Below are 25,846 nucleotides of genomic sequence, written 5' to 3'. Positions count from 1 at the left end.
GGCAAACAGACCGGTCCGCAGATCATTCCAAGCCCTGAATCAAATACGTATCCACGATGCCGCAATCCCTCAACGCAGTCCTGCATCCCACGTCCGTAATCGCAGCGCCGCGTCTCTCCCGAAGAGTCGGTGCGAACCTTACCCTGGTCAGCGAAACCTTCCAGCACACCGGCAGTTTCAAGTTCCGCGCCGCCTACCATCTTGCTTCGAAAGTCCCTCAACGGCAGATCATCGCCGCGTCGTCCGGCAACTTCGGACAGGCGCTGGCCTATGCCTGCGGGCTGCTAGGCAAGTCCTGCCGGGTGGTCATGCCGGCGACTTCGGCCAGGGTCAAAATGGACGCGGTGCGGGAATACGGGGGTACGATAGACGAAGTGGACACAAGCGTGAAAAGCCGGGCCGAACGGCTGGCGGAACTCGCCGCAGACTGCCCCGATGCCTATGTTGCCAGCGCCTACGATGATCCGTTGGTAATCGAAGGCAATGCCAGCCTGGGAGAGGAAATTGCCGCTCTGGGCGACCTATTCGACGCGGTCGTCGCGCCCGTGGGCGGTGGCGGCCTCGCTGCCGGTCTGATCACGGGACTGCATCGCGCCGGCCGATCGACGCCCGTGATCGGCGCGGAACCGCTGCTGGGCAACGATGCCGCACGCTCTCTGAGAGCCGGGCGCATCGTGGTTAACGAATCCGAACCGCAAACCCTCGCCGACGGCGCGCGCACCCTGAGCCTGGGCCGGCGCAACTGGGAAATTTTGCATACGGGACTTGCCGGCATCGTCGAGGTACCGGAAGCCTCGATTGCCCAGGGCGTCAAGCTGTTGTTCGAACTCGCCAATCTCAAGGCCGAACCTACCGGCGCCCTCGCCGTGGCCGCTCTGCTGACCGAACCGGAACGCTTCCGCGGACAGTCGGTCTGTTGTGTGATCAGCGGCGGGAATGTGGATGGGGAGCTTTATCGGACGTTGCTGCGGTAGGATGGGTAGAGCGGAGCGAAACCCATCATTGCGAGGCTTTCGATTCCGATGGGTTTCGCTCCGCTCTACCCATCCTACGATCCTCCATCAATCCCCTTGTAGAGATTCCCCATGGACAGACTGAAACGGCAAATCGGCTTCATCGTCGAGTTGGACAAACTCAAGACCATCGTTCGCCAGTCCTGGCTGGCGGACGGCTCGCGCCGGGAGAATTCGGCGGAGCACAGCTGGCATGTCGCGCTGATGGCCTTGGTGCTCGCCGAGCACGCCAACGCCGACATGGGCCTCGACCTCGCGCGGGTCGTCAAGCTGCTGCTGCTCCATGACGTGGTCGAAATCGATGCCGGCGACGTTCTGATCTACGATGTCGCGGGAAACGTCAGCAAGCCCGAACGGGAACGGCAGGCGGCCGAACGGATTTATGGGATGTTGCCGGACGATCAGGCGGCGGAACTGCGGGCGCTGTGGGAAGAGTTTGAAATGGGCGAGACGACCGAAGCCCGCTTTGCGGCGTCTCTAGATCGACTCATGCCTTTGTTGCACAACTTCCTGACCGAAGGCCGCGCCTGGCGGCACCATGGCGTCACCGCGGACCAGGTGCTGGCGGCCAATGCCCGCATCGCCGCCGGTTCCACCGCGCTATGGGACTATGCCCGAGGACTAATCGACGAGGCGGTGGAGCGGGATTATCTGCTTCCGGGCAAAGAATAGCGATTTTGAGCCTATCCCAGTAGGTCCCCGAAACCCTTCGACCGGCCTGTCCTGAGCGGAGTCGAAGGGCTCAGGGCGAACGGCCTACTGAGATAGGCACTTAGAGCGTTTTCATCTCGCTCGTACGGCAAAACCGGCCTGGCAGGAGTCGTTGGTACCTTCGGCCAGGGTAGATCGACTCAAGCTTTCGTAGGTCGGCAATCCTTTGCCGACGAACCCGTTGGCCCAACGGCACCGTCGGGAAGGGTTGCGGCTAAAGCGACCGTTTGCGATTGGAAGGGTCATTCGGGTGCTCCCCGGATGACCGTTTGCGATTGGAAGGGTCATTCGGGTGCTCCCCGGATGACCGTTTGCGATTGGGAAGGGATTCCCGACCTACGCGCGAGTACCCGTACACTAGGTATGAAAATGCTCTGGCTATTGATCAATGGGCAAAAGACATGCTTTTCTTGTTTGACCAATGCCCACGATCAGCACGTTCGTCTCCGGCCGAGAGCAACCGGTGAGCCGGAGTCGTGCAGCAAGGTTGAAAAGAAGGATGTCGAAGGAGTATTGTATTTAACGATTAGCCTTGTCTTTTTTGCACTTGGGCCGGTAGCTCAGCTGGGAGAGCGCTGCGTTCGCAATGCAGAGGTCGGGAGTTCGATCCTCCTCCGGTCCACCAATACCCAGGGCCTGGATAGTCTCCAGGCCCTTTTTCTTGCCTGAAATCCCCACATGGCGCGGGATTCCGGGCGAATGCCCTGCGGGTGCAAACGCGCCCAGATGCCCCGAAACGCCCCATTTTCCTGCCAGCCCAGTCTCTTTTCTCTGTTTGCCCTGCGGGTAGTCGCGGCGCAGAGACCAGTGATTTCGCGGGTTTGGCGCGGCCTTTCTGCGGTCAACCATGGCCACCGATTTGCCGAGAAACCGCTACGCATCGAACCCGTCGATCACCCGCCGCTGCTCGATCCAGTCCTGCGGCAGGGGGTTGCGCTGGAACCAGATCAGGCTCATGCAGCGCGGCTGCTTGCCAGCCAGAATGGCCTGGATGATGGCGGGTTCCAGGAAGGTCAGGCGCAGCAGTTCGTTCACGGTTGAGTGATGCAGTCCCTCACGCTGGGCGATATCGGTGCCGCTGACCACTACGCCGTCGTCGAGCAGCTGTTGCCAGTAGAAGGCCCGCGCCAGCGCCACCAGCAGCGGGTTGTCGTGCTGGCTGCGGCTGGAGGGTCGTGTGCTCTCCCCGTCCGGGCGGATCACCACCTTGCGCACGCCGCGCTTGCGGATCTTGAGCGGGATGAATGTGGACAGCTTCACCGCATCGCCGTCGATGCGGTTCTGGATTGTCGCCTCGCCTGTCTGCCGAATCCGCGTCATACCATCATCTCCACTTCCGCGAGTTCCGCACCGATGCTGCCGGGACGCAGCTCCTCGATCAGTTCAGCCCAGCCGGCGTCGCGCCAGAGGATCTCCAGCCCGTCGTCGCCGATCTGCACGCGCTCGATCAGTAGTTGCGCACCATGTGGGTGGTCGAGCGGGCGCGGGCAAAGTCCGCAAAGATGCGCCGCACTACCGTCGCTTCCGCCTCGTTGATGACCAGCAGGCGGTTCTGCGCGTCGTAACCCAGCGGCAGCGGCCCGCCCATCCACATGCCCTTGGCCTTGCTGGCGGCGATCTTGTCGCGGATGAGACCACCACGATGTCGATGCGGCTCGCTTCGATGTCGGCCAGCAGGCGCTTGAGCGCGGGCCGCTCCATGTTGCCGCCGGAGAAGGCGCCGTCATCGTAGTCGTCCGCCACCGCGATCCAGCCCTCGTGGGGCTGGCTCTTGATGAAGGCATGGCCGGCCTCCTTCTGCGCGTCGATGGAGTTGAAGGACTGGTCGAGGCATTCGTCGCTGGAGACCCGGCAGTAGACCGCGCAGCGTTTGGGCGAGGCCTGGATGGCTGCACTCATCGCTGCCTCCCTTGCCCGGCTTGAGCCCGAAGAACTTCGGCCCCGACCACTGCGTGCCGGTGATGTGACGCGCCGCCGCGGACAGGCTCTTGAAGCGCTGGCCGTTCAGCTCGTAGAGACCATCGGCCGTCACGGTGACGCGGTGCTCACTCGTCCCATTCGCGCACCAGTCACTGTGCCGGGCATCAGGTGGCATTCCACGCCGCGTCCGGGTACGCGAATCTTGGAATGCTGGGCGCCGTGCCGCCCCGGGCGATCACGCCGATGAAGGCCGGCAACTGCTCCTGCAGTTCGATCTCGGCGACGATGCCCTGCGCACCCAGATCCGCGCCCGCCAGACCGACGTCGATCTGCTGCCCGCACTCAAGGCCGCCATCGGCAAGCACCGGTTGGCCGAACGGGTCGGCACGCTGCTCGACCGGGAGGAACTGGTCATGGCCATGGCCGATGGCTCGAAGCTGGTGAAGTGGCTCGACGTGCCCGATGGCCCCATGACCAGCGGCGAGGCCCCCTTCGTCACCGGGCATCTGAAGCGCGCGAACGCGAGCCAGCCGGGTCAGGCGTGAGCATCCCCGGAGCAAGCATCCGTTCCCGGCCACAAACGTTCCCGGACCGGGGTGGGAACGCGCAAGCCCGGCAACGGCGCCACTTTTCCGGTTCCCGGCGTTTCCTCTCTAAAGAGAGTGGGTGAGCATCGGGAATGCTCACCTCCCTCGATGCCAATGGCTGGCCGGGCATGGGAACGATGTCTCGTCCAAGCATACGGGTCCTTCCTGGCCGGATTCGCATACGGGGGGCGCGAGCGCGCTGCCCCTCCACCGTCAGGGTGCAAACCGAGGTTTGCAGGCCCCGTCCCTGGGGCCTGCCGCTTCGCGGCCAGCCTCCGGCTGTCCAAATCCGCTCCCGGCGGATTTGTGCAGGCCCGGAATAAATTCGAGGCTGCGGCTGTCCGATACGATGCTCGCGTGATAGCATCAACGGCACACAGGGGGAGAGCATTCATGCGCACGGTCGTCGGCATCCGCTCGGATAAACGGGCCCACCAGGCTTCCAGCCACAGCGAAGCGCCCACGCCCACGGTCTGGTTCGCGTCATGGCGCCAGCTGGCCGGCGTGCTGTCGGACGAGAACCGGGCACTGCTGCGCCTGATGCAGGAGAAGCAGCCCCGCACGGTACTGGAACTGGCTGAACTCTCCGGCCGCGCGGCCAGCAATCTGTCGCGCACGCTGCGCAATCTGGAGGGTTACGGCCTGGTCAAGCTGCACCGCAGCCCGGATACCCGCGCCGTGCGCCCGGAGGCGCTGGCCACCGAATTTCTGGTCGTGCTGGATTGATCCGGCGCGCCCAATAACCAACAACAGCACGCAATCGACTGGCAGAAGGCCCGAATGACGAACAACACCAAAGAAACCGAACGCGCCGAACTGCACAAGACCATCTGGCGCATCGCCAACGACCTGCGCGGCAGCGTCGACGGCTGGGACTTCAAGAGCTACGTGCTCGGCATGTTGTTCTACCGCTTCATCTCCGAGAACCTCACCGGCTATCTCAATGAACAGGAGCGCCGCGCCGGCCACAAGGATTTCGACTACGCGACCCTCAGCGACAAAGATGCCGAATTCGGCCGTTTGGAGACGGTGAAGGAAAAGGGCTTCTACATCCTGCCCTCGGAGCTGTTCGCCAATGTGCGCGCCAGGGCCCGGCAGGATGCCAACCTCAACGAAACCCTCTCGCGCATCTTTGTCGACATCGAGGCCTCCGCCAAGGGTTCGGACAGCGAAGACGACTTCAAGGGCCTGTTCGACGACCTGGATGTGAACAGCAGCAAGCTCGGACCCACCGTGGCCAGGCGCAACGAAAAGCTGGTCAAGCTTTTGGATGCCATCGGCGACTTGCCTCTTGGCAGCGCCAGCAACAACGGCAGTGGCCGTTTCTCCCACCACAGCATCGACCTGTTCGGCGACGCCTACGAATACCTGATGCAGATGTACGCCTCCACCGCCGGCAAGTCCGGCGGCGAGTTCTACACCCCGCAGGAAGTCTCCGAACTGCTGGCCCGCCTCACCGTGGTGGGCAAGACCGAGGTCAACAAGGTCTACGACCCGGCCTGCGGCTCCGGTTCGCTGCTGCTGAAATTCGCCAAGGTGCTGGGGCCGGACAAGGTGCGCCAGGGCTTCTATGGGCAGGAGGTGAACCTCACCACCTACAACCTGTGCCGCATCAACATGTTCCTGCACGACATCAACTACGAGAAATTCGACATCGCCCACGGTGACACGCTCACCGACCCGCAGCACTGGGACGACGAGCCCTTCGAGGCCATCGTCTCCAATCCGCCCTATTCGATCAAATGGGACGGCGACGCCAACCCGCTCCTGATCAACGATCCGCGCTTCGCCCCGGCCGGCGTGCTGGCGCCCAAGAGCAAGGCCGATCTCGCCTTCACCCTGCACATCCTGAGCTGGCTGGCGGTGAACGGCACCGCCGCCATCGTCGAATTTCCCGGCGTGCTCTATCGCGGCGGCGCGGAAGCCAAGATTCGAAAGTACCTGATCGACAACAACTACGTGGACGCGGTGATCCAGTTGCCGCCGGACCTGTTCTTCGGCACCACCATCGCCACCTGCATCATCGTGCTGAAGAAATCCAAGCGCGACAACGCCACTCTGTTCATCGACGCATCAAGCGAATTCACCCGCAGCGGCAACAAGAACAAGCTCACCGAGGCGCATCAGCAGAAGGTTCTCGATGCCTTCACCCGGCGCGAGAACATCGACCACTTCGCGCGGCTGGTGGAGAACAGCGCCATCGCCGAGAACGGCTACAACATCGCCGTCTCCAGCTATGTGGAGCAGCAGGACACCCGCGAGGCGGTGGATATCAAAACCCTCAATGCCGAGATCGCCCGCATCGTCGCGCGGCAGGCGGAACTGCGCACCGCCATCGATGCCATCGTGGCGGATCTGGAAGGAGCGAAGGCATGAGCAGAATTAATGATCTCCTCGCGCGTTTGTGCCCGGAGGGCGTGGAGTTCAAAGCCATCGGTGATTTTGGTGACCTGGTTCGTGGTAATGGGATGCCGAAATCTGACTTCGTAGAATCAGGAGTAGGTTGCATCCACTACGGTCAGATTTACACCGATTACGGTATCTGGACGACGGAAACGAAGTCGTTCATTTCTGTAGAAAAGGCGAAGAAACTTGCCAAGGTCGATCCCGGCGATCTGGTCATCACAAACACAAGTGAGAACATAGAGGACGTTTGCAAGGCTGTGGCCTGGCTTGGCGACGCCCAGATTGTCACTGGCGGGCATGCCACGGTGCTGAAGCACAGCCAAGACGCGAAGTACCTTTCCTACTACTTGCAAACACCGCGTTTCTTCGCCGAGAAGAAGAAGCACGCGACCGGCACGAAGGTCATAGACGTTTCAGCCAAGAGCCTTGCAAAGATCAGAATTCCCATACCACCTCTCGAAGTGCAGCGCGAGATCGTGAAGGTGCTGGACACCTTCACCATGCTGGAGGCGGAGCTGGAGGCGGAGCTGGAGGCGCGTCGGCGGCAGTACCAGTACTACCGCGACGCGCTGCTCAGCTTCGATGAGCGCATGAGCGGCGCAAGCAAGCAAGCAAGGGTAAGGTGGGCGACCTTGGGTGAGATATGTAAATCGGTTTCGTCTGGCGGAACACCGCTGTCGACTCGCCCGGATTACTACGGTGGCGATATTCCTTGGCTACGTACTCAGGAAGTCAGGTATACGGATATTCACGATACGGAAATCAAGATCACCGAGAAGGGCCTGAAAGAATCAGCAGCAAAGTGGATTCCGGCCAACTGCGTAATCGTGGCCATATCAGGCGCGACTGCTGCCAGGTCTGCAATCAATAAGATTCCGCTGACCACCAATCAACACTGCTGCAATTTGGAGATTGACCCGGCACAGGCCAACTACCGATACGTATTTCATTGGGTAAGCAATGAATATGAGCGGCTCAAGGCTTATGGTCAGGGCGCTCGTGCCGACTTGAACTCTGGGCTCATCAAGAGTTATCCGATTCCCATCCCACCCCTGGAAGAACAGGCCCGTATCGTCGCCATCTTGGATAAATTCGACGCGCTGGTAAACGACCTCTCCAGCGGTCTGCCCGCCGAGATCAAGGCCCGTCGCCAGCAGTACGAGCACTACCGCGACCGGCTGCTGAGCTTCAGGGAGGCCGCATGAGGGACTCACGCGAAGGCGCGAAGTCGCGAAGGGATGTCGAGGAAGTCGCCTCGATGGTGGTTGATACCGCGTTGCAGCTTCATCGGGACTTGGGGCCGGGTCTGCTGGAGTCCGTTTATGAGGCGGTGCTGGCCCGCATGCTTGAACAGCGAGGGTTACGAGTAGAGAGACAGAAACCTGTCCCCATCGATTATCAGGACATCCGGCTCGATGAGGGTTTCCGGTTGGATTTGCTGGTGGATGGTCAGTTGATCGTTGAGCTGAAGTCGGTCGAAAACATTCACCCGGTGCATCCCAAGCAACTGCTGACCTACCTGAGACTGATGGACTTGCCGCTTGGCCTGCTCATCAACTTCGGCGCGCCTTTACTGAAAGACGGCTTGAAGCGAGTCGTCAACAATCATTCGGAAAACTTTGTCTCACGCGAAGCCGCGAAGGCGCTAAGGGTAAAACGGAATGAATAACGAACGGGTTTTGATCGGGCTGATTTGCCGTAGCCAGGGACTTTTTAAAACGAAGATAGATGTCTCTCTTCGCGCCTTCGCGTCTTCGCGTGAACGATGTCTTTTTCTGCGCCTTCGCGTGCACCAAAAGCCCGAGACGGAATCATGAGCGAAGACCTCAAGCCCCATCGCTACGAACCCATTGCGCTCTCCAGCGAGAGCACGGTGGTGGCGGAGTTCGTGCCCGAGCAGGGCGTGCGCGAGGCAAGCTACCAGAGCGAGGCGGCGCTGGAACGGGACTTTATCGCCCAGTTGCAGAAGCAGGCCTACGACTACTTGGCCCTGACCTCCGAAGCGGCGCTGGTGGTCAACCTGCGCCTGCAGCTGGAAGCCCTTAACAAGGTCAGCTTTTCCGATGCCGAGTGGCAACGCTTTTTCAGCAACTGCATCGCCGGGGCCAATGACGGCATCGTCGAGAAAACCGCGCGCATCCAGGAAGACCATGTGCAATTGCTCAAGCGCGACGACGGCAGCACCAAGAACATCTACCTGATCGACAAGCAGAACATCCACAACAACCGCCTGCAGGTGATCAACCAGTACGAGGTCATCGGCGGTGCGACGGAGCGTCCCCGCGCCAACCGCTACGACGTGACCATCCTCGTCAACGGCCTGCCCATGGTGCATGTGGAACTCAAGCGCCGGGGCGTGGACATCCGCGAGGCCTTCAACCAGATCAACCGCTACCAGCGCGACAGCTTCTGGGCCGGATCGGGCCTGTTCGAGTATGTGCAGTTGTTCGTAATCAGCAACGGCACCCTGACCAAGTACTACAGCAATACGGTGCGCGACGGCCACCTGGCCGAACAGCGCAGCAAACGCAGCAGGAGCAAGACTTCCAACAGCTTCGCCTTTACCAGCTGGTGGGCCGATGCCAAGAACCGGCCCATCACCGAACTGGACGGCTTTACCAAAACCTTTTTCGCCAAGCACTCGCTGCTGAATGTGCTCACCCGCTACTGCGTGTTCGACGTGGATCGCAAGCTGCTGGTGATGCGGCCCTATCAGATCGTCGCCGCCGAGCAGATCCTGCAGCGCATCGCCACCAGCACCAATCACCGGCAGCTCGGCAGCGTGGCGGCGGGCGGTTATATCTGGCACACCACCGGCAGCGGCAAGACGCTGACCAGCTTCAAGGCGGCGCAACTGGCGCGCGGCTTGGCCGGCATCGACAAGGTGCTGTTCGTGGTGGACCGCAAGGATCTGGACTACCAGACCATGCGCGAATACGAGCGCTTCGAGAAGGGCGCGGCCAACTCCAACACCTCCACCGCCGTGCTGCAGAAGCAGCTGGAAGACCCCAACGCCCGCATCATCATCACCACCATACAGAAGCTGTCCCGCTTCGTGGCCAACAACAGAAAGCACCCGGTCTATGACCAGCATGTGGTGGTGATTTTCGACGAGTGCCACCGCAGCCAGTTCGGCGACATGCACGCCGAGATTACCCGGGTGTTCAAGCGCTATCACCTGTTCGGTTTCACCGGCACGCCGATCTTTGCGGAAAACGCGGGCAGCGGCGGCAACCCGCTGCGCCGCACCACCGCGCAGGCCTTTGGCGACAAGCTGCACACCTACACCATTGTCGATGCCATCAACGACAAGAACGTGTTGCCGTTTCGCATCGATTACATCAACACCATCAAGACCTCCGATCACATCAAGGACAAGCAGGTGCCCGCCATCGACACCGAGCGGGCACTGCTGGCGCCGGAGCGCATCGGCCAGATTGTCGGTTACATACGCGAGCACTTCGACCAGAAGACCAAGCGCGCCGCCTCTTACAAGATGCACGGCAAGCGGCTGGCCGGGTTCAATTCGCTGTTCGCCACCGCAAGCATCGACGCCGCCCGGCGCTACTACAGTGAATTCAAGGCCCAGCAGGCGGCCTTGCCGGCAGCGCAACAGTTGAAGGTCGGTCTGATCTACAGCTTCGCCGCCAACGAGGACGATCCCGATGGCCTGCTGGGCGAAGAGGAATTCGAAACCGAGGGGCTGGACCAGAGCGCGCGCGATTTCCTGGAGGCCGCGATACAGGACTACAACGCCCTGTTCGGCACCAGCTTCGACACCTCCGCCGACAAGTTCCAGAACTACTACAAGGATCTGTCCCAACGCCTGAAGACCCGCGAGCTGGATTTGGTGATCGTGGTCAACATGTTCCTGACCGGCTTCGATGCCACCACGCTGAATACCCTATGGGTGGACAAGAACCTGAAGGCCCACGGCCTGATCCAGGCCTATTCACGCACCAACCGCATCCTCAACTCGGTCAAGACCTACGGCAACATCGTCTCCTTCCGCAACCTGGAGGACGCCACCAACGATGCCCTGGCCCTGTTCGGCAACAAGGACGCCAAGGGCATCGTGCTGTTGAAGCCTTACGCCGAGTACTACAAGGAGTACCAGAAGCGGATCGAGGAGTTGATTGAGAAATTTCCGCTCGGCCAGGCCATCGTCGGCGAAGCGGCACAGAAGGCGTTTATCAAGCTCTTTGGCTCGATCTTGCGACTGAAAAATATTCTCACGGCATTCGACGATTTCGCAGGCAACGAAATCTTGAGCCAACGCGACTTCCAGGATTACCAGAGCCTGTATCTCAACCTGTACGCCGAGTTCCGCAGCGCCTCGGAGGCCGAGAAGGAAAGCATCAACGACGACGTGGTGTTCGAGATCGAGCTGATCAAACAGGTCGAGATCAACGTCGATTACATCCTGATGCTGGTGGAGCAGTACCTGAAGAAAAAAGGCACGGGCGAGGACAAGGAAATCCGCGCCAATATCGAGCGCGCCGTGAATGCCAGCCCGAGTTTGCGCAACAAGAAGGACCTCATCGAGCAATTCGTGGAAGCCGTGTCCACCAAGGGCAAGGTGGATGCCCAGTGGCAGGCCTTTGTGGTGGCCAAAAAGGCCGAGGAACTGGAGCGCATTATCCAGGACGAGAACCTGAACGCCAAGGAAGCCCGTGCCTTCATCGACAACGCCTTCCGCGACGGCGCCATCCCGACCGCCGGCACCGCCATCACCAAGATACTGCCGCCGGTGTCACGCTTCTCGAAGGATAACGGCCACGGGCGCAAGAAGCAGACCGTGCTGGACAAACTGGCCGCCTTCTTCGAGCGGTATTTCGGGCTGGTGAGTTAATTGCCTATGGATTTCGGCTCAGCGACGTGCAACGAGAGGGAGGGGGCTTAATGCTGTTCAGCCCGACATGGTACCTCTTGGAACAGGAGGGGCTGCTGGCCCAAGCCTGCCTCTGCAATGGCCTGACGGCCCTGCGTCGCGCCAATCTGGGGGACAAGAAGGGACTGTTCTATTCGGCCTTCTTCGAACTATCGATCGGGTTTGAGCGGGTGTTGAAGCTGGTCTTGATCCTCGACCATATGGCGCGCAACCAGTTGGTTCCTCCCGACAGCAAAACTGTCGAGGGCTATGGACACAAGCTTCGTGCCCTCTTCGACGCCGCAAAGGCCGTCTGCTCTTCGCGCAACGTGACCGCACTGGATGGATTTCAATCCGATTCATTGCCAATCGTGATCCTGGGCTTTCTTGACGATTTCGCTCACCCCGGCGGGCGCTATTCCAACATCAACAAGTTGACTGGCCACAGGCATCAGACAATGGTCGACCCCATCGCGCGATGGGGCGAGATTGCGAGCCAGATCATGCAAACGCAGGCCACGACGCGAGAACGCGAACGCGCGCAGATGAACGGACGGATAGCGAGCATTGCGTTTGGAAATGTCGCAGCCAGCCTGATGAGCGATCTCAACCAGCAACGAATGGATGTTGCGCCACTGCACGTCCGAGCCTCGGAACTGGACACTGCCGCCAAGTACGCCATCTACGCACTGATTACCCTGATCGCCGCGTTGCGCGATGTGCTCGACTCGCTTTGTGACAGCGCGTGGGCGGTCAATCGCACCGCTCAATCCGGCGCGGCAGAGGTGCCAGACATGAAAGAGTTCTTCCAGTTTGCCTGGGCAGACAGGCAGTACGTGATGCGGAAGCGGCAGTGGCCGGTCGCGACAAGTAGCCGATTCTTGGAGCAGTACCGCCCGGCAACCGTCAAGGCATCCTTGACAGTTCGGGTGGGTAAGTCGGCGGCAGGCTCTCTGATCAAAGGGTGCTTTAATGCTGGCGCTTCGTATTAAAGAATGCTTTAATACAGAAAGCTCGCATTAAAGATGTCTTCACCATGAATCGGACTACGGGCACTTACGCCATCTCGACGACGCTGGGCGAATCGGTTCGGGCCTTCGTCCCGCATCCCCTGCCGCCCGCCGCGCCTGCGCTAGCGCCTGAGGCGTATGCCGACCTGAACCATCAGGCAGAGCTGGCGCTCGCCCGTCTGTCCGGGGTGTCGGGGCTCGTGCCATCAGTTGACTGGCTGCTGTACAGCGCGATCCGCAAGGAGGCCCTGCTCACCTCGCAAATCGAAGGTACCCAGGCCACATTGACCGACCTGTTCGACGAGGAAGCGGGATTCGCCGTCAGCAACACGGACGATGTCGAGGAAGTCACCAACTATCTGCGTGCCTTTCGACTGGTGCAGGACAACCTGCGCGATCCCAACCGGCTGCCCATCAGCGTGCGCCTCCTGTGTGAGGCCCACCGTGTCCTGCTGGACGGGGTGCGAGGTGCCGGCAAGCAGCCCGGTGAACTGCGGCGTTCCCAGAACTGGATCGGCGGCACTCGGCCGGGCAACGCGGCTTTCGTGCCGCCACCGGCCGACCGGGTGGCAGGTCTGCTGGGCGATCTGGAGCAATTCATTCACGGCGAGGCTGGCACGCTCCCGCCTCTGGTGAGGATTGCGCTAGCACATGCCCAGTTCGAAACCATCCACCCCTTCCTCGACGGCAATGGCCGTATCGGACGCCTCCTAATTGCAGCGCTGCTCGAACACTGGCGCCTGTTGCCCGAGCCACTGATGTACCTGAGCGGCTACCTGAAGCAACATCAGGCCGAGTATTACCGGCGCCTGTCGATCATCCGCACCGAGGGCGACTGGGAGTCCTGGGTCGCGTTCTTCCTCGAAGGCGTGGCAACAGCCGCCAGTGACGCCGAGCGCAGCATCATCGCAATCGCTAGCCTGATCGCGGCGGATCGGCGCCGCCTACTCGAAGCACCCAAGGGTGGGCCCGCCAGCTACCGGCTGTTCGAAATGCTGCCGATGATGCCGCGCTTCACCATCGAGCGGGTGCGGAAAAGCTTGGACACCAGCTTTCCGACTGCCACTGCGGCCGTCAAGGTGCTGGAAGACCTGGGCATCGTGACGGAAATGACCGGCCAGAAGACGAATCGGAGCTACAGCTACCAGCCCTACATCGAGCTGCTGTCGCGGTGATTACGCGGGAATTCGCATCAGTTTGCACCGGTTCGAAATGGCTGACCGAGGAACCATTCCTGCGGTCAACCATCCACCACCATATGACACGAAGCCAAGAAGCGGTCAGGCTTTCGTAATTTGACTCGCGGTCCATAGTCAAAGCACACGCGTCATTTCGTCCAACACTTCCTCATTGACGCTTCGCGCGTATTCGATGTCCCATTCGGATCGCTCCATCGGCCATTTTGCAAAGGTCGACTCGTAGGGCATAGAACTTGAGGCTCTGCGGATCTCGCAGGGTGCCGGCCAGATGCTTTTGTCCCTGATTCATTAAATTAACTTCGCTGTAATCTTACCGATATACGGACCGGCTCAACGATGCTATTTAGATAGCTTTGCTAAGGGTTGCCGCGTTTGACTAATTGAATTCACCCGAGTTTAACCAAAGCAACCCTTTATAGGACCCATCGTTAGTGAGCAAAGGAGATTGCCATGAACGTTCGTCTTACATTTGCTGCGCTTGCTAGTCTGATCGGCTTCTGCGGAACCGCACAGGCAGAAATCTTCGCCGGAGGTCCGGCCTATGGTGGTCCCGGCTCTGTAGGCGGGAATATCAGTTGCCGAATCTTCAATTACGGCTTGTCCCCGGTGACAATCACGCAACGCCAGATATTCACGAACACTAACGAGACCGTCGCTCCCTCTAGCGACACTTGTGACGCCGAACTTCAACCTGCCACGTATTGCGCTTTTGTCGCGCCGATCCAGGGCAACCTGGCCTATTCCTGCTGGCTCACTGCCACAGGGACCGATACCAGGCTCAGCGGCGTCGCCGAGATTCAAGCCTCGGACTTTTCCGTTTTGAATGCTGTTCCCATACAGAAGTAAGCTGTCGAAGACGCAGTGCCGGCGGAAAGTCTGCTGACAAGTTGCGGTGTCAACCCATTCTTGTTTCTGTCCGGCACTGGACTACCTGTTCGCCGCGTTTTGACTCGCACAGCCATATCAAGCCGCTATGGCGCGGCGACTCAATACGCTGCGATCGCTTGCCTTCCCTTCTGTATCGCTCATTTTTCGTGGCGCTACCGTATTTTCATGAAGCGATTCCGCGCCTCAGCGGTACTTCGTTTCGCCATGTCGGATTCAGCAAGAGATTCTAGGCCTTTCAGAAGCTCTTTTTTGTTTTTAGAGCATTTTCATACCGACTGTACGGGAACTCGCGAGTAGGTCGGGAATCCCTTCCCAATCGCAAACGGTCACTTTAGTCGCGACCCTTCCAATCGCAAACGGCATCTCTGGGAGCGCCAGAGCTGCCCTTCCAATCGCAAACGGTCGCTTTAGCCGCAACCCTTCCCGACGGTGCCGTTGGGCCAACGGGTTCGTCGGCAAAGGATTGCCGACCTACGAATGCTTGAATCCATTCACCCGAGCCGAAGGCGCCAACGACTTCCGTCAAGCCGGTTTTGCCGTACGAGCGCGATGAAAACGCTCTAAGTACATTCCTCAAATATTTGCGGAATCTCGACAGATTGGCTTGGTTGGCGGGGTTGTCCTGCAGGTTGTCTATGCCGCAAGACTTCCCTGAATGTACTTAGCGCACGAGGCACTCGCCTGGAACCGGCAAAACGTCCAACGGTGTCTGTCTGTACATATCGGTCCTCAACGCCGTTCGCCGACCGGTCTTGATCAACCTGCGTAGGCTCATCGGCATTGCCTTTGGAAAAGCCCTACAGGCGGCCGTGGCGCAACAACGCGTGCTATCGCGTGAATATGTCACATTTAATTAACATCCCACCCTATAGACTCTTGCGCCTAAGAACTCCTCAACAAGAACACACGGACGGAGAGACAACTCTCTAGCCGCTCCTTGGAGCGTTTACCCGATGTGAAATTGTGAGGAACGAAAACGAACTTCAATATGAAGAGGAGCATGCGAAATGAGCATAGCGAGACGTCCATCCGCCGTGCGCCTTCGGAATGACTGGAACAAGTTCATCCAGTGGGAAGACCGTGGCCAGTCGGCATCGGACCCCGAGAACACGGCAGAAGCGTACCGCTTCCATCCCGGCGAACTGCCAGAGGATCTTCGCATCCTCATGGTAGGTATCGGCGGACAAGGTGTGGCCAACCTGACCCGGCGACTGCGCGACCTGATCGCCGACCGGTACTGCCATGTGTGTACGGCGGAGCAGCGCGGTGTGGCGCAACGCCGCGCAAGCACCGCCGCCACGCTGATCGCTGGTCGTTCGGTGTGCGCGCCGTCCCTGGCCGTATCGGACGTAGACATCCTGATCGGCCTGGAACCCCTTGAGGCGCTTCGGTATCGCGACCGGCTGCGGCCCGGCTCCTGGTGCCTTCTTTCCGATGTACGCATCGAAACCATCTGTGGCGGGCTCCAGCAGTACGCCTACGCCGACACGCAGGAAATCCTGCGCGAACTGGAAGGGCGAGGCGCTCACTGCGTGCTGATTCCCCTGGCGCAATGGCATCTATCCGAGCGCATGGAAGCGGTTTATGCATCCAGCGCCATGCTCGGATTCTTCTGCGCCGCCTTCGACCTCGACATCCAACGCGCCAAGACGCTCGCCTTCGGTGCTTTGGCGCCACGTACCGCGCACAAGAACATCCGGGCGATGGAATGGGGTTTCCTGCGGTTCTACAGCGAAGCATCCAATAAGCCTCTCTCCAATCCTCAAAAATCATCCGACTGCGTCCACCCCGAATATGGCGAAGCGGAACTCGCCGAAGCCAACGTTTAATCAGAACCGAGAATCGACCGATGCCTTGTTGCTACATGTTTCCAGGTTTGGGGGCGGATTACCCCGGCATGATCGAGAAATTCCGGATTCACCATCCGTGGTCGGAAGAGCTCCTGGCCGCTTGGAGCGAGCTGGTCGGCTGCGATCTCGGTACCGAGCACGGAGCTAGCGATCGGGAGCGCGAAAACCTGCACCAGCTGCGGATACACGCTCTCAACCTCCTGTGGTGGCGCGTCGTACGGCAATCCAGCCCCGACGCGAACTATGGCTGTTGCGGCCATAGCCTGGGTTTTTACGCCGCAGCGGTGGCTGCCTGTTCATTGACCGAAGAAATGTCGTTCGGTTGGCTTCAGGCGATGTTCAGCGTCGCTTGGGACGAATTCGCGGAGAACACCGGAAAAATCTCGGTCATCACCACCAACACCCCCATCGGGGCCCATAGTCTCGCCCACCGTTTCTCCGTGGAAGTGCTCGCGATCAACAGCGCTTACCAGATCGTGGTGTACGGGAGCGAACAAGACATCGAGCAGCTGTGCCGCACTCTTGAGGGGACATTGATTCGCCGGGACGACATCGATGCCCGTATCCCCTTCCACTCGATCCGCATGTGGCGCGTCGCCGAAATAGTCGCCGCGCGGGCTGCCGAACTGGGCTTGACCGTGGCTGCGCCGGTACATGCCTTGTGGTCGCATATCACCGGCGAGCGGCTGCTGTCCGCCGATCAAGTTTTCGCCACGCTTACGCGCCAGCCATGCCAAACCGTGTTGTGGCAACAACTGGTTCGAAATCTCCGTTCGGAGCACTACCGCGAATTTGTGGAAGTCGGTCCCAGCCGGGTATTGAGCCAGATAGCCCGATGGAACGCCCCGGATACCCCGGTGCGGTACGTCGACCATCTGCGCAAGACGAAGCGATCCGAAGCGAGGGCTTGAACATGGCATTTCTCAACGGTTGCGAGGCGGTTGCGCGCGGCGCATGGGAAGCGGGTGCCGCGTTCGTGGGTTCGTATCCCGGCTCGCCGGTCACCGGGGTCGTGGAAGGCCTCCTGCGCTTTCCCGAAATCAAGACCCAATGGATGGCCAACGAGAAGGTCGCCCTGGAGGCGGCCATCGGCGCCGCCCATGCCGGGCAGCGCGCCTTGGCGGTGATGAAGCACGTGGGCTTGAACGTGGCGGCCGATCCGTTCTTCAACGTCGCCTACACCGGCACCCGCGGCGGACTGGTCATCGTCGTCGGCGACGATCCGGGCGCCAAGGCCTCGCAGAACGAGCAGGACACCAGGCAGCTTGCCCAGGCGGCGCACGTCCCCGTGCTCGAACCTTCCGATATCGACGAGGCGCTGATCTTTCCGCGACTCGCTTTCGAAATCAGCGAGCAGTTCGACGTCCCCGTCGTGGTGAGGGTTACGACCCCGATCTGCTACGGCACATCCAGAACGGTGATGGGAGCGAGACGCCAAGTTCTCCCGAATCTGGGCTTCGCCGCCCCGATAGAGAAGTACCTGTTGCTGCCGGCATTCGTCCCGGCCCGGCACAAGGATCTGGTGCGGAGAATCGACCGCTTGGCCAACGGACACTGGAGCCGGTGGTTCATGCAAACCCTGATGCCGGCCGAACGCCTGGAAAAATATCCCTACGGCATCGTGGTGACGGGCTTTCCCTATCATGCCGTCCGCGAACTGTTCGAGGGGCGGGCGCCGATTTTAAAGGCCGGCATGAGCTACCCCTTGAATGAAGAAGCGATCCTGGAGTTCGCCGCCCGCTGCGACCGCATTCTGGTGGTCGAGGAATCGAGCCGCTTCCTGGAACAGCGCATCCGCGCCCTGGGCGTCAACGTCGCCGCGCGTCCCCATTTCGACGGGGTCGGCGAATTTTCCCTTAAACATCTCGAGAGTCCGGACATCCCGGAGATCGCGGAACGTCTGCAGGAACGGATCGGCCACAAGCGAAAAGTCATCCCGATCCGGCACCAGGTTACGACGCCGGAAAGCCACTCCGGACTTCCGCTGCCGCCCCGCCCCCCCGGTTTTTGCGCCGGCTGCTCTCATCGCGGGATCTTTTATACGCTGGGCAAGCGCGATCTTTATGTGGTCGGCGACATCGGCTGCTACACCTTGGGTGCGCTGGAACCCCATGGAGCGCTGCATGCGAATCTGTGCATGGGGGCAAGCCTCGGCATCCTGCAGGGCTACCTTGCCGCCATGGGTCCGGAGGCGGCGCGCTCCTGCATCGCCGTGATCGGGGATTCGACCTTCTTTCATTCCGGCATCCCGTCGCTACTGACCGCCGTGACGGCGAAGATACCGGGAACCATCCTAATCCTGGACAATGCCGGAACGGCCATGACCGGCTTCCAGCTCACCAATCGGCCGCTCAAGCGTGACGATTGGGAGCGCCTGTTACACGCACTGGGCGTGCCCGAATTCGCCGTCGTCGATGCCTTGGACGTGGATCAGCTGGAATCCACCCTGGATGCCTTCCTGGCGTCCGACCGCCTGTCCGTCATGGTGGTCAAAGGCGACTGCGTGCAGGGATTGCCGCGGAAAGGGCCGACCAATTACCGGTACACGATCAAAACCGATCTTTGCACCCAGTGCGGGGAATGCCTGAAGGTCGATTGCCCGGCCATCGTGCCGTCCTGGGACCGACAAACCGCTCGGCTGGACTCAGTGGCCATTTCGACCGAATGCATCGGCTGCGGATTGTGTTCGCAGTCGTGTCCCGAGCACGCCATCATCCCGAGAACCCTGTCCTTCAAGTCTTCCGTTCTGACGCGGATGATCGCGCCGGTGCCGTGGCATCGGGTGATCAGAAGGCTCCGCGCGATTCCGCCGATTCGAAAGCTGTTGAACGCGTTCGAAAAAGAGACCCATTGACTGTCTTCTAACACTCTTAACCCCAAACGAGGAAAAAAGCCATGCAAAACGAGCAAATCAAGACCGAACTGAAAAACATCTTCGCTGACCGCCTGAACATGGATATCGCCGCGATCAATGCGGGCGACGATGACGGATTGTTCGATCCGGAAGGATGGAACATCGACTCCATCGACGTGATCGACATCGTGCTCGGCGTGGAACAGACCTTCGGCGTGAAGCTGAAACAGGACGAGGAGGTGCAAGCCCACTTCCGTACCCTCAACACTCTGGCCGACCACATCGGTCAGCTGATCGCGGCAAAAGCCTGAGCTCGCCACAAGCTACCGGTTAAGTCCGCAGGGGAGTATCCATGAAACGCATCGCTATCACGGGCATAGGGATAGTCAGCCCGATCGGCAATAACGCCAGCCAGTTCGAAGCCTCGCTCCGGCTCGGCCGCTCGGGGGTGAAGGAGAACCGCTGGCACGACACCGAGGGCTTCGCCTCGAATCAGCTCGGCAAGATCGAGGGATTCGAGGTCCCGGCGGGTATCGGAAGCCGCGCGAGAAAGCACTATTCGTCGGTCGATCTGTATGCCCTGGCCGCCGCCCAGGAAGCCGTGGATTCGGCGCGCCTCCCGGCCAATTCGGTAGTTCGCGCCGGAACGGGCGTTATTCTCGGGAGCGGCGGAGCGGTCGCCGACACGGAAGCCTACGTGACCCGCGCCATTCGGCATGAACCGAGGCGCCCGTCCCGGTTGCTCACCACCAATCCGGACAACGCCGGCAATGTGGTGGCCGCCTATTTCGGTTTCCAGGGGCCGCGCAGCAGCATCATGACGGCCTGCTCGTCCGGCGCCACCGCCTTGGGCTACGCCGCCGATTTCATCCGCGAGGGCTATGCCGACGTGATGCTCGCCGGCGGAGTCGAGGCGGCCTCCTACGTGACCCTGTCCGGTTTCAACGCGCTCGGCGCCTTGAGTCCGACGCTGAGTCGGCCGTTCGATCTGAACCGGGACGGTATCGTCCTCGGCGAGGCGGCGGCAGTACTGGTATTGGAGGACATGGATTACGCCTTGCGGCGCAAGGCGCCGATCCTTGCCGAGTTCGTTTCTTACGGCCTGACCTCGGACGCCAACCACATCACCGCCCCCCATCCCGAAGGGGACGGCATGGCCCGCGCGATGGATATGGCGCTCCGGAAAGGGAGCGTACAGCCGGAACAGATACGCTACATCAATGCCCACGGCACCGGCACGCAGCTCAACGACAAGTCGGAAACCGCCGCGGTCAAGCGCGTCTTCGGCGAAAAACCCGACGGGCTTTGCATGAGTACGATCAAGCCGATGATCGGCCACACGCTGTCGGCGGCCGGCGCCATCGAAGCCGCCGCGACGGTGCTGAGCCTGCAAGGCCAGTTCGCCCCGCCGACGCTCAACTACCAGACGCCGGACCCCGAATGCGATCTCGACTACGTGCCGAATCGGGCCCGCAATCACGCGATGGAATACGCCATGTCGAATTCCCTGGCCTTCGGCGGCAATAACACCTCTTTGATTTTCAGACGCTATGAAGGGTGAAATCATGGGATTCGAAGACAAGGTCGCGCTGGTGACCGGCGCCTCGCGCGGCATCGGCCGCGCCATCGCCAAAGCGCTCGCGGAGGCGGGCTGCAAAGTGGCCGTGAATTACGCCAGCAACCGCGACAAGGCGGAAGAACTCTGCCGGGAAATCCACGAGGCCAGCGGAACCGCCCGCGCCTATCCGGCGAACGTGGCGACGGCCGCCGAGGTGGAGTCCATGGTCGAGGCGGTGACCGGCGATCTCGGACCGATCGAGGTCCTGGTCAACAATGCCGGCATACTGCGCGACAGTTTTCTCGCCATAATGTCGGAGGCGGCCTTCGACGACGTGGTCGACACCAATCTGAAAGGCACCTTTCTGGTGTCCCGCGCCGTCGTCAAGGACATGATGCGGCGGCGCTTCGGGCGTATCGTCAACGTGGTGTCGATCAGCGGCCTGATCGGAACGCCGGCGCAGGCCAACTATGCCGCCTCCAAGGGTGGCGTCATCGCCATGACCCGCTCGCTCTCCAAGGAACTGGCCCGCTACGGCATCAGCGTCAATGCGCTGGCGCCCGGATTCGTGGACACCGACATGCTGGCCGGCATGAATCCGAAACAGCTTGAGCCGCTGATCAAGTCGGTTCCCATGGGCCGCGCCGGAACCCCGGAGGAAGTCGCCCGTGTCGCTTGCTTTCTGGCGTCGCCCGAAAACAGCTACATGACCGGCCAGGTGATCGTCGTGGACGGAGGTCTCAGTGTCTGAGAACGCGCGGGTCTACCGCTTGAACCGCCCCACCCGGTTGACGCTTCGCGCCAGTGCGACCCTGGTCGTCGACGGGCCGCGGCGCTTCCTGGTGGACGACGGCGACTTCGCCACGGCGGCGGAACTCGACGCGGTCTTGCGCGGCGTGGTCGGCTTCGGTCTGGACGGCATCACCGACGCCTATTTCACGCACCTGCATTTCGACCATTACAAAGCGTTGGCCCCCGAGTGCCGGGGATGGCGGATTCATGTCCCCCGACAGGAATATCGATTCGTGTGCGAATTGATGCGCTACCGGGAAGACCGCGCAGCTTACAAGGCCTTCCTCAAGGAGAGCCATGAGCTCATCGCGCCGGTGTTTCTGCGCGAATTCCTGCGTCTCGCCACGGATTCGCGCTACGACTTCGAATCGTCCGACCGTGCATGCGAATTCCATCTCTGCGACCCCGGCGAGCAGCTCTCGCCGCACGTCGCCACGGTGGACCTGGCCGGTCATTGCCCCGGCCAGATGGGCCTCTGGGTGGACACCGAACAGGGCGCCTGCATGATCGCCGGCGATGCGGTGCTGTCCTTGGACGACTTTCTCGCCACGGGCATCGACCATCATCTGATCGTCCACGATCGGGAACGGCTCCTGGCCTCCCGCCGCCGTGTCGCCGAGGCCGACTTCGTCGTGCCCGGCCACGGCGAATGGTTCGATCCCCGGCGCGGCAACCTAACACCTTTTTAACGGAGTTATTCGTCATGACTGATCAGATCGTCATTACCGGCATCGGTATCGTGAGTCCCTTGGGCTCCGACGTCGATACAGCCGTCCGGGCTACGGCCGAGCGGAAGACCGGACTCGCGGAGACCGACCGCTTCGGGCCCGAACGCCGCCTCGGCGCCGTTCAGGGATTCGATGTCGCCGATTACCTGAACCCGAAGAAGGCGCGGCGGATGGACCCGATCAATTGCTACACCATCGCGGCCGGCTGCCAGGCGCTAGCTAACGCGGAGCTGCCGTCGGACCTGCGCCGGGACTGCGGTCTCCTGGTCGGAACCGGTTTTTCCGGCCTCAACAGCGTCGTGGAGCATCAGAAGAAGTTCCTGCGCGACGGCATCAAGACCCTGAGCCCCGCCCATTTCCCGACCACGGTGTACAACGCCAGCGCCGGCCTCGCCGCGATCGAGCTCGGCGTGGCCGGTCCCAACTCCACCGTCACCGGCGTCGACGTCAGCGGCGAATACGCGCTCCTGTACGCGTCCATGATGCTCCGCCAGGGACTCGCCGAACGCATCCTGGTGGTGGGCGCCGACGAGCTCAGCCCGGCGCTGGTGGAAGCCTTCCACGATTTGGGCCTGGCCGGCGACAAGGATTCCTACCCGTTCGCCCGCCGCCGTTCCGGCTTCGCCCTGGGCGAGGGCGCGGCAGCCCTGCTGTTGGAGACCGAACGAGCCGCGCTGGAGCGCGGGGCGAAGATTCTCGGAACCATCGAAGGCATCGGCCTGCGATCGTCGGCCAAGGACGCGTTCCGCCACGATTCCGATGGGGCCGTCGCGGCGATCGATCAGGCGCTGACTCGAGCCGGGTGCGAACTCGCCGATATGGACTGGGTATCCAGCCCCGCCAACGGCGGCAAAAACCTGGATCGCTCGGACGCGGAGGTCTGGCGGCAGGCGCTCGGCGACTCCTCGGCGAGAGTTTCGGCGATCAAGGCTTATACCGGCGAATTCGCCGCCTCCGGCGTCCTGCGCCTGGCTTTGGGCATCGCTTGCGCCCAGCGCGGAGTCGTCCCGGCGATGAACGAGGGCGTGGACTACGACGAAGGCATTGCCTCCCTTCTCAACTACAGCACGGCACGGGAGCGGGTATCCCGCTTCCTGCACCACGGATCGGGCGTCGGCGGCAGCCACGTCTCCGTGGTCGTCGGCTGCGACTGCGCGGCATAGGACCCAGAGCCATGCGACTCGAACGTTCCGACATCGAATCCCTCCTGCCTCACCGTCACCCCATCCTGATGCCGAACTACATCGACATCGAGACACCGGGCGCGGCCGGGACCGGTCACGTCACCTTGGCCGAGGACCGGATCCTATGGAACGACTGGACCGGGCGCGATCTCGCCGACGAACTGGTGCTGGAAAGCGCCGCGCAGATCATGGGCGTGGTGCTCGCCACCGGCGCGGATCGCCCTGAATCGCGCGAGGACGCCCGCCATTTGCTCCTCGGATTCGAGCAAGTGGAGTTCAATGCACCCGCCGATCCGGAACGGGACATCCGTATCGAAGTCCGCATCGAAGCCCGCTTCGGCGGGCTGTGCCGGGGCGGCTTCCGGGCACTTCAGGGCGACGCCGTCGTCGCCGCCGGCAGGCTCACGGTCACGGGAGCTTGAGCCATGACTACGAAATCCTATGTCGTCTCCGGCGAACAACCGGTATTCACGGGCCACTTTCCCGGCAATCCCATACTGCCGGGCGTGTTGCTGCTCGCCTTCGCCCGCAAGGCTCTGACCGAGACCTACGGCCGTCCTTGCCGCATACGCCGCATCGTGCGGCAAAAGTTTCCCGCACCGGTGCTGCCGTCCCAGACCGTTCAGGTGGAATGCGTGCCTACCGGAAGCGATCGCCTGCCGACTGAAGTCGCCTGCCGCTTCGTCAATCAGGACGGCGTCCTGGTCGCCAAAGCGGACCTTGTGGTCGAGTTTTCGTCATGAACCGTCGTTCCGCATTGAAAGCACTGGCCGTCCTCGGGGGACTCGGATTGGGTGCCGGGGCGACCTTCCGCGTCGACGCCAAAGGCCGGCCGAACCTCGTCAGGCTTCCGAACGCCTTCGACGAAGTCGACCACTTCGGGGTCACGCATCAGGTTCGGGACGGCGTTTCCTTCAAGGTCCCCGAGCCTTCTCTGCGCAAGGATATCGTCATTGTGGGGGGCGGCATTTCGGGGCTGACCGCACTGTATCGGCTCGGCGAGTATGATTGCCTGCTGGTCGAAAAGGAGGACGCTCTCGGCGGCAACTCGCGGCGCCGGCAAAGCGGCGGCATTCATTACCCCTTGGGAGCGCTGGTCAGCCAGGGCCCGGTGGCCCCCTTCATTGATTTCTTCCGGGAACTGGACGTGCCGTTCGAGCCCGTTCTGGGTCCCAGACTGGCCTACCATGTCCGCGGCCGCCTGGTCGAAGACCCCTTGGCAGAAGGCTGGCGCCACCTGCCCTTCTCGAAGCGGGAGCGCGAGGGGTTCCGCCGCGTGCGCGACGATCTGGCGGCGCTACGTCACCCCATTGACGGGATATTCTTTCCGCGCGCCGACAATCGGGCGGACATCCGCCAGCTCGACCGCGTCACGCTGAGCCGGTATCTCGCGGACAAAGACTACCCGGAGGCCGTGAACCATTTCCTGAAACTGATGCTGAGCTCCCGTCTCGGCGAAACCGGCGAGGACGTCTCCGCCTGGATCGCCCTCTACCTGCTTTCGAATCTCCCGGCGCCCGCCTATACCCTGCCCGGCGGACATGGAGCCATCTCCGATATCCTGCGCGAGCGCTGCGAAGCGATCCGTCCGAACGCCTTGATGACCGGATTCACCGCGATCAGGGTCGAGAACCGTCGGGACGGCAAGGTTTGGGTGACGGGATGCACGGACGACGGTTCGCTGCAAACCATCGAGGCCCGTTGCGCCGTGATGGCCGTCCCCAAGGTGTTCGCAAAGCACGCCGTGGTGGGTTTGCGCGAGGAGCGGCCGGACGTCTACGACCGGTTTCGCTACAACGCTTACCTGGTCGCCCAGGTGGAACTGTCGAGACGGGTCGCCCCCGCCTTCGAGACCGCGAGCGCCTCGAGGTTCAGCCGTTTCATCGTGGCCGCCGACTGGCTTCGCAGCAATCGCGATCCGAAAGGATCGAGCCATTTGACCGTGTACGTCCCGTATCCCGGCAGCGCGGGCCGCATCGAACTGTTCGGCGGCTCGGCCAAGCAGCTCGCGGCGCGCATCGTCGGCGATCTCAATGCCATCCTGCCCCGAAGCCGCGGCGCCATCGAGACGGTTCGGCTCCACCGCTGGGGACACCCGATGGTCGGGTGTACGCCCGGCATGGACGAAGTCCTGAATGCCGCCAAGCAGCCGTTCGGCAACGTCGTCTTCGCGCACAGCGACTCGTTCGGCATCGCGGGACTTTATTCCGCCGTATGGACGGGCATGGAGGCCAGCAGCGATGCCCGAATTGTCTTGGAAGAAATCTAGCCGGTTT

General features: G+C 61.5%; 26 protein-coding genes, 1 tRNA gene and 1 pseudogene. 23 read left to right on the top strand and 5 right to left on the bottom strand.

All coding sequences use genetic code 11. The annotated features are described in order from the left end of the window. The first annotated feature begins 56 nt into the window (after positions 1 to 56). The 3 genes from ACWJJK_RS07230 (at position 57) to ACWJJK_RS07220 (ending at position 2,349) form a co-directional block, all read left to right on the top strand. Positions 57 to 974, top strand: coding sequence for a threonine ammonia-lyase (locus ACWJJK_RS07230; RefSeq protein ID WP_454128801.1), 918 nt, complete (start codon positions 57 to 59; stop codon positions 972 to 974). A 111-nt stretch (positions 975 to 1,085) separates the two neighbouring features. Next, positions 1,086 to 1,685 carry an HD domain-containing protein gene (locus tag ACWJJK_RS07225; RefSeq protein ID WP_454128800.1) on the top strand — a complete coding sequence of 200 codons (600 nt, stop codon included), beginning with the start codon at positions 1,086 to 1,088 and terminating at the stop codon, positions 1,683 to 1,685. Between the two features lie 588 nt (positions 1,686 to 2,273). Beyond that, positions 2,274 to 2,349 (top strand) — tRNA-Ala (locus ACWJJK_RS07220). 248 nt (positions 2,350 to 2,597) lie between these two features. Here ACWJJK_RS07220 and ACWJJK_RS07215 read toward each other — a convergent pair. The 5 genes and pseudogenes from ACWJJK_RS07215 to ACWJJK_RS07195 all read right to left on the bottom strand — a co-directional run bounded on the left by ACWJJK_RS07215 (position 2,598) and on the right by ACWJJK_RS07195 (position 4,009). Then, complete coding sequence (locus ACWJJK_RS07215) at positions 2,598 to 3,044, bottom strand: hypothetical protein (protein ID WP_086133532.1); 447 nt, start codon at positions 3,042 to 3,044, stop codon at positions 2,598 to 2,600. Beyond that, positions 3,041 to 3,163 carry a hypothetical protein gene (locus ACWJJK_RS07210; RefSeq protein WP_454128799.1) on the bottom strand — a complete coding sequence of 41 codons (123 nt, stop codon included), beginning with the start codon at positions 3,161 to 3,163 and terminating at the stop codon, positions 3,041 to 3,043. The genes ACWJJK_RS07215 and ACWJJK_RS07210 overlap by 4 nt, the downstream gene beginning before the upstream one ends. Before the next feature lie 73 nt (positions 3,164 to 3,236). After that, positions 3,237 to 3,623, bottom strand: a complete 387-nt coding sequence (locus ACWJJK_RS07205; RefSeq protein WP_434113358.1) for a recombinase family protein — start codon at positions 3,621 to 3,623, stop codon at positions 3,237 to 3,239. Between the two features lie 31 nt (positions 3,624 to 3,654). Then, positions 3,655 to 3,819 (bottom strand): annotated as a pseudogene (locus ACWJJK_RS07200) (DUF2924 domain-containing protein); the annotation flags it as partial. After that, the gene (locus tag ACWJJK_RS07195) at positions 3,809 to 4,009 is read right to left on the bottom strand and encodes a hypothetical protein (protein WP_454128798.1); all 201 of its coding nucleotides are present in this window, start codon (positions 4,007 to 4,009) and stop codon (positions 3,809 to 3,811) included. The pseudogene ACWJJK_RS07200 and the gene ACWJJK_RS07195, both read right to left, overlap by 11 nt. Positions 4,010 to 4,012: 3 nt before the next feature. On the opposite strand from ACWJJK_RS07195, the gene ACWJJK_RS07190 reads away from it, so the two are divergent. From ACWJJK_RS07190 to ACWJJK_RS07095, 20 genes are all read left to right on the top strand, one after another. Next, positions 4,013 to 4,189, top strand: a complete 177-nt coding sequence (locus ACWJJK_RS07190) for a hypothetical protein (RefSeq protein WP_454128797.1) — start codon at positions 4,013 to 4,015, stop codon at positions 4,187 to 4,189. A gap of 435 nt (positions 4,190 to 4,624) precedes the next feature. Beyond that, a complete protein-coding gene (locus ACWJJK_RS07185; RefSeq protein ID WP_156879840.1) occupies positions 4,625 to 4,957 on the top strand; it encodes an HVO_A0114 family putative DNA-binding protein in 333 nt (110 codons plus the stop codon). Between the two features lie 54 nt (positions 4,958 to 5,011). Next, on the top strand, positions 5,012 to 6,607 hold the full coding sequence (locus ACWJJK_RS07180; RefSeq protein ID WP_454128796.1) for a type I restriction-modification system subunit M: 1,596 nt from the start codon (positions 5,012 to 5,014) through the stop codon (positions 6,605 to 6,607). Then, on the top strand, positions 6,604 to 7,842 hold the full coding sequence (locus ACWJJK_RS07175; protein WP_454128795.1) for a restriction endonuclease subunit S: 1,239 nt from the start codon (positions 6,604 to 6,606) through the stop codon (positions 7,840 to 7,842). The genes ACWJJK_RS07180 and ACWJJK_RS07175 overlap by 4 nt, the downstream gene beginning before the upstream one ends. After that, entirely contained in the window at positions 7,839 to 8,306 is a 468-nt protein-coding gene (locus tag ACWJJK_RS07170; protein ID WP_454128794.1) for a GxxExxY protein, read from the top strand. Before ACWJJK_RS07175 ends, ACWJJK_RS07170 begins: the two co-directional genes overlap by 4 nt. A gap of 144 nt (positions 8,307 to 8,450) precedes the next feature. Continuing rightward, entirely contained in the window at positions 8,451 to 11,489 is a 3,039-nt protein-coding gene (locus tag ACWJJK_RS07165) for a type I restriction endonuclease subunit R (protein WP_454128793.1), read from the top strand. A 50-nt stretch (positions 11,490 to 11,539) separates the two neighbouring features. Next, entirely contained in the window at positions 11,540 to 12,499 is a 960-nt protein-coding gene (locus ACWJJK_RS07160; RefSeq protein WP_454128792.1) for a hypothetical protein, read from the top strand. Between the two features lie 44 nt (positions 12,500 to 12,543). After that, a complete protein-coding gene (locus tag ACWJJK_RS07155; protein ID WP_086133525.1) occupies positions 12,544 to 13,692 on the top strand; it encodes a Fic family protein in 1,149 nt (382 codons plus the stop codon). Positions 13,693 to 14,166: 474 nt separating this feature from the next. Continuing rightward, a complete protein-coding gene (locus tag ACWJJK_RS07150) occupies positions 14,167 to 14,562 on the top strand; it encodes a hypothetical protein (RefSeq protein ID WP_454128791.1) in 396 nt (131 codons plus the stop codon). Between the two features lie 1,049 nt (positions 14,563 to 15,611). Next, positions 15,612 to 16,433 carry a 2-oxoacid:acceptor oxidoreductase family protein gene (locus ACWJJK_RS07145; protein ID WP_077730634.1) on the top strand — a complete coding sequence of 274 codons (822 nt, stop codon included), beginning with the start codon at positions 15,612 to 15,614 and terminating at the stop codon, positions 16,431 to 16,433. 68 nt (positions 16,434 to 16,501) lie between these two features. Beyond that, positions 16,502 to 17,365 carry an ACP S-malonyltransferase gene (locus ACWJJK_RS07140; RefSeq protein WP_454128790.1) on the top strand — a complete coding sequence of 288 codons (864 nt, stop codon included), beginning with the start codon at positions 16,502 to 16,504 and terminating at the stop codon, positions 17,363 to 17,365. Positions 17,366 to 17,367: 2 nt separating this feature from the next. Next, positions 17,368 to 19,308, top strand: a complete 1,941-nt coding sequence (locus tag ACWJJK_RS07135; protein WP_166642544.1) for a thiamine pyrophosphate-dependent enzyme — start codon at positions 17,368 to 17,370, stop codon at positions 19,306 to 19,308. Between the two features lie 41 nt (positions 19,309 to 19,349). Continuing rightward, a complete protein-coding gene (locus tag ACWJJK_RS07130; RefSeq protein WP_077730637.1) occupies positions 19,350 to 19,619 on the top strand; it encodes an acyl carrier protein in 270 nt (89 codons plus the stop codon). A 41-nt stretch (positions 19,620 to 19,660) separates the two neighbouring features. Then, positions 19,661 to 20,869, top strand: coding sequence for a beta-ketoacyl-[acyl-carrier-protein] synthase family protein (locus ACWJJK_RS07125; RefSeq protein ID WP_077730638.1), 1,209 nt, complete (start codon positions 19,661 to 19,663; stop codon positions 20,867 to 20,869). 4 nt (positions 20,870 to 20,873) lie between these two features. Further along, positions 20,874 to 21,617 carry a 3-oxoacyl-[acyl-carrier-protein] reductase gene (gene fabG / locus ACWJJK_RS07120; RefSeq protein ID WP_454128789.1) on the top strand — a complete coding sequence of 248 codons (744 nt, stop codon included), beginning with the start codon at positions 20,874 to 20,876 and terminating at the stop codon, positions 21,615 to 21,617. Further along, positions 21,610 to 22,347 (top strand): MBL fold metallo-hydrolase, encoded by a 738-nt coding sequence (locus ACWJJK_RS07115; RefSeq protein WP_454128788.1) that lies wholly within the window; start codon positions 21,610 to 21,612, stop codon positions 22,345 to 22,347. Before fabG ends, ACWJJK_RS07115 begins: the two co-directional genes overlap by 8 nt. Before the next feature lie 14 nt (positions 22,348 to 22,361). Next, positions 22,362 to 23,549, top strand: coding sequence for a beta-ketoacyl-[acyl-carrier-protein] synthase family protein (locus ACWJJK_RS07110; protein WP_454128787.1), 1,188 nt, complete (start codon positions 22,362 to 22,364; stop codon positions 23,547 to 23,549). 11 nt (positions 23,550 to 23,560) lie between these two features. After that, positions 23,561 to 23,992 carry a hypothetical protein gene (locus ACWJJK_RS07105; RefSeq protein WP_434113377.1) on the top strand — a complete coding sequence of 144 codons (432 nt, stop codon included), beginning with the start codon at positions 23,561 to 23,563 and terminating at the stop codon, positions 23,990 to 23,992. Positions 23,993 to 23,995: 3 nt separating this feature from the next. Further along, complete coding sequence (locus ACWJJK_RS07100) at positions 23,996 to 24,313, top strand: hypothetical protein (RefSeq protein WP_434113379.1); 318 nt, start codon at positions 23,996 to 23,998, stop codon at positions 24,311 to 24,313. Beyond that, positions 24,310 to 25,839 carry an FAD-dependent oxidoreductase gene (locus ACWJJK_RS07095; protein WP_454128786.1) on the top strand — a complete coding sequence of 510 codons (1,530 nt, stop codon included), beginning with the start codon at positions 24,310 to 24,312 and terminating at the stop codon, positions 25,837 to 25,839. The genes ACWJJK_RS07100 and ACWJJK_RS07095 overlap by 4 nt, the downstream gene beginning before the upstream one ends. The last annotated feature ends 7 nt before the right edge of the window (positions 25,840 to 25,846 follow it).

The sequence above is a fragment of the Methylocaldum gracile genome (assembly GCF_053646815.1).
Note: the sequence above shows the minus strand (reverse complement) of the source record. Positions and strands in the feature narration are given on the sequence as shown.

Bases quoted from the DNA above. Each gene is read 5' to 3' on its own strand.
- ACWJJK_RS07230 (WP_454128801.1), top strand. From the start codon at position 57: ATGCCGCAATCCCTCAACGCAGTCCTGCATCCCACGTCCGTAATCGCA.
- ACWJJK_RS07225 (WP_454128800.1), top strand. From the start codon at position 1,086: ATGGACAGACTGAAACGGCAAATCGGCTTCATCGTCGAGTTGGACAAA.
- ACWJJK_RS07215 (WP_086133532.1), bottom strand. From the start codon at position 3,044: ATGACGCGGATTCGGCAGACAGGCGAGGCGACAATCCAGAACCGCATC.
- ACWJJK_RS07205 (WP_434113358.1), bottom strand. From the start codon at position 3,623: ATGAGTGCAGCCATCCAGGCCTCGCCCAAACGCTGCGCGGTCTACTGC.
- ACWJJK_RS07185 (WP_156879840.1), top strand. From the start codon at position 4,625: ATGCGCACGGTCGTCGGCATCCGCTCGGATAAACGGGCCCACCAGGCT.
- ACWJJK_RS07180 (WP_454128796.1), top strand. From the start codon at position 5,012: ATGACGAACAACACCAAAGAAACCGAACGCGCCGAACTGCACAAGACC.
- ACWJJK_RS07175 (WP_454128795.1), top strand. From the start codon at position 6,604: ATGAGCAGAATTAATGATCTCCTCGCGCGTTTGTGCCCGGAGGGCGTG.
- ACWJJK_RS07170 (WP_454128794.1), top strand. From the start codon at position 7,839: ATGAGGGACTCACGCGAAGGCGCGAAGTCGCGAAGGGATGTCGAGGAA.
- ACWJJK_RS07165 (WP_454128793.1), top strand. From the start codon at position 8,451: ATGAGCGAAGACCTCAAGCCCCATCGCTACGAACCCATTGCGCTCTCC.
- ACWJJK_RS07160 (WP_454128792.1), top strand. From the start codon at position 11,540: ATGCTGTTCAGCCCGACATGGTACCTCTTGGAACAGGAGGGGCTGCTG.
- ACWJJK_RS07155 (WP_086133525.1), top strand. From the start codon at position 12,544: ATGAATCGGACTACGGGCACTTACGCCATCTCGACGACGCTGGGCGAA.
- ACWJJK_RS07150 (WP_454128791.1), top strand. From the start codon at position 14,167: ATGAACGTTCGTCTTACATTTGCTGCGCTTGCTAGTCTGATCGGCTTC.
- ACWJJK_RS07145 (WP_077730634.1), top strand. From the start codon at position 15,612: ATGAGCATAGCGAGACGTCCATCCGCCGTGCGCCTTCGGAATGACTGG.
- ACWJJK_RS07140 (WP_454128790.1), top strand. From the start codon at position 16,502: ATGATCGAGAAATTCCGGATTCACCATCCGTGGTCGGAAGAGCTCCTG.
- ACWJJK_RS07135 (WP_166642544.1), top strand. From the start codon at position 17,368: ATGGCATTTCTCAACGGTTGCGAGGCGGTTGCGCGCGGCGCATGGGAA.
- ACWJJK_RS07130 (WP_077730637.1), top strand. From the start codon at position 19,350: ATGCAAAACGAGCAAATCAAGACCGAACTGAAAAACATCTTCGCTGAC.
- ACWJJK_RS07125 (WP_077730638.1), top strand. From the start codon at position 19,661: ATGAAACGCATCGCTATCACGGGCATAGGGATAGTCAGCCCGATCGGC.
- fabG (WP_454128789.1), top strand. From the start codon at position 20,874: ATGGGATTCGAAGACAAGGTCGCGCTGGTGACCGGCGCCTCGCGCGGC.
- ACWJJK_RS07110 (WP_454128787.1), top strand. From the start codon at position 22,362: ATGACTGATCAGATCGTCATTACCGGCATCGGTATCGTGAGTCCCTTG.
- ACWJJK_RS07105 (WP_434113377.1), top strand. From the start codon at position 23,561: ATGCGACTCGAACGTTCCGACATCGAATCCCTCCTGCCTCACCGTCAC.
- ACWJJK_RS07100 (WP_434113379.1), top strand. From the start codon at position 23,996: ATGACTACGAAATCCTATGTCGTCTCCGGCGAACAACCGGTATTCACG.
- ACWJJK_RS07095 (WP_454128786.1), top strand. From the start codon at position 24,310: ATGAACCGTCGTTCCGCATTGAAAGCACTGGCCGTCCTCGGGGGACTC.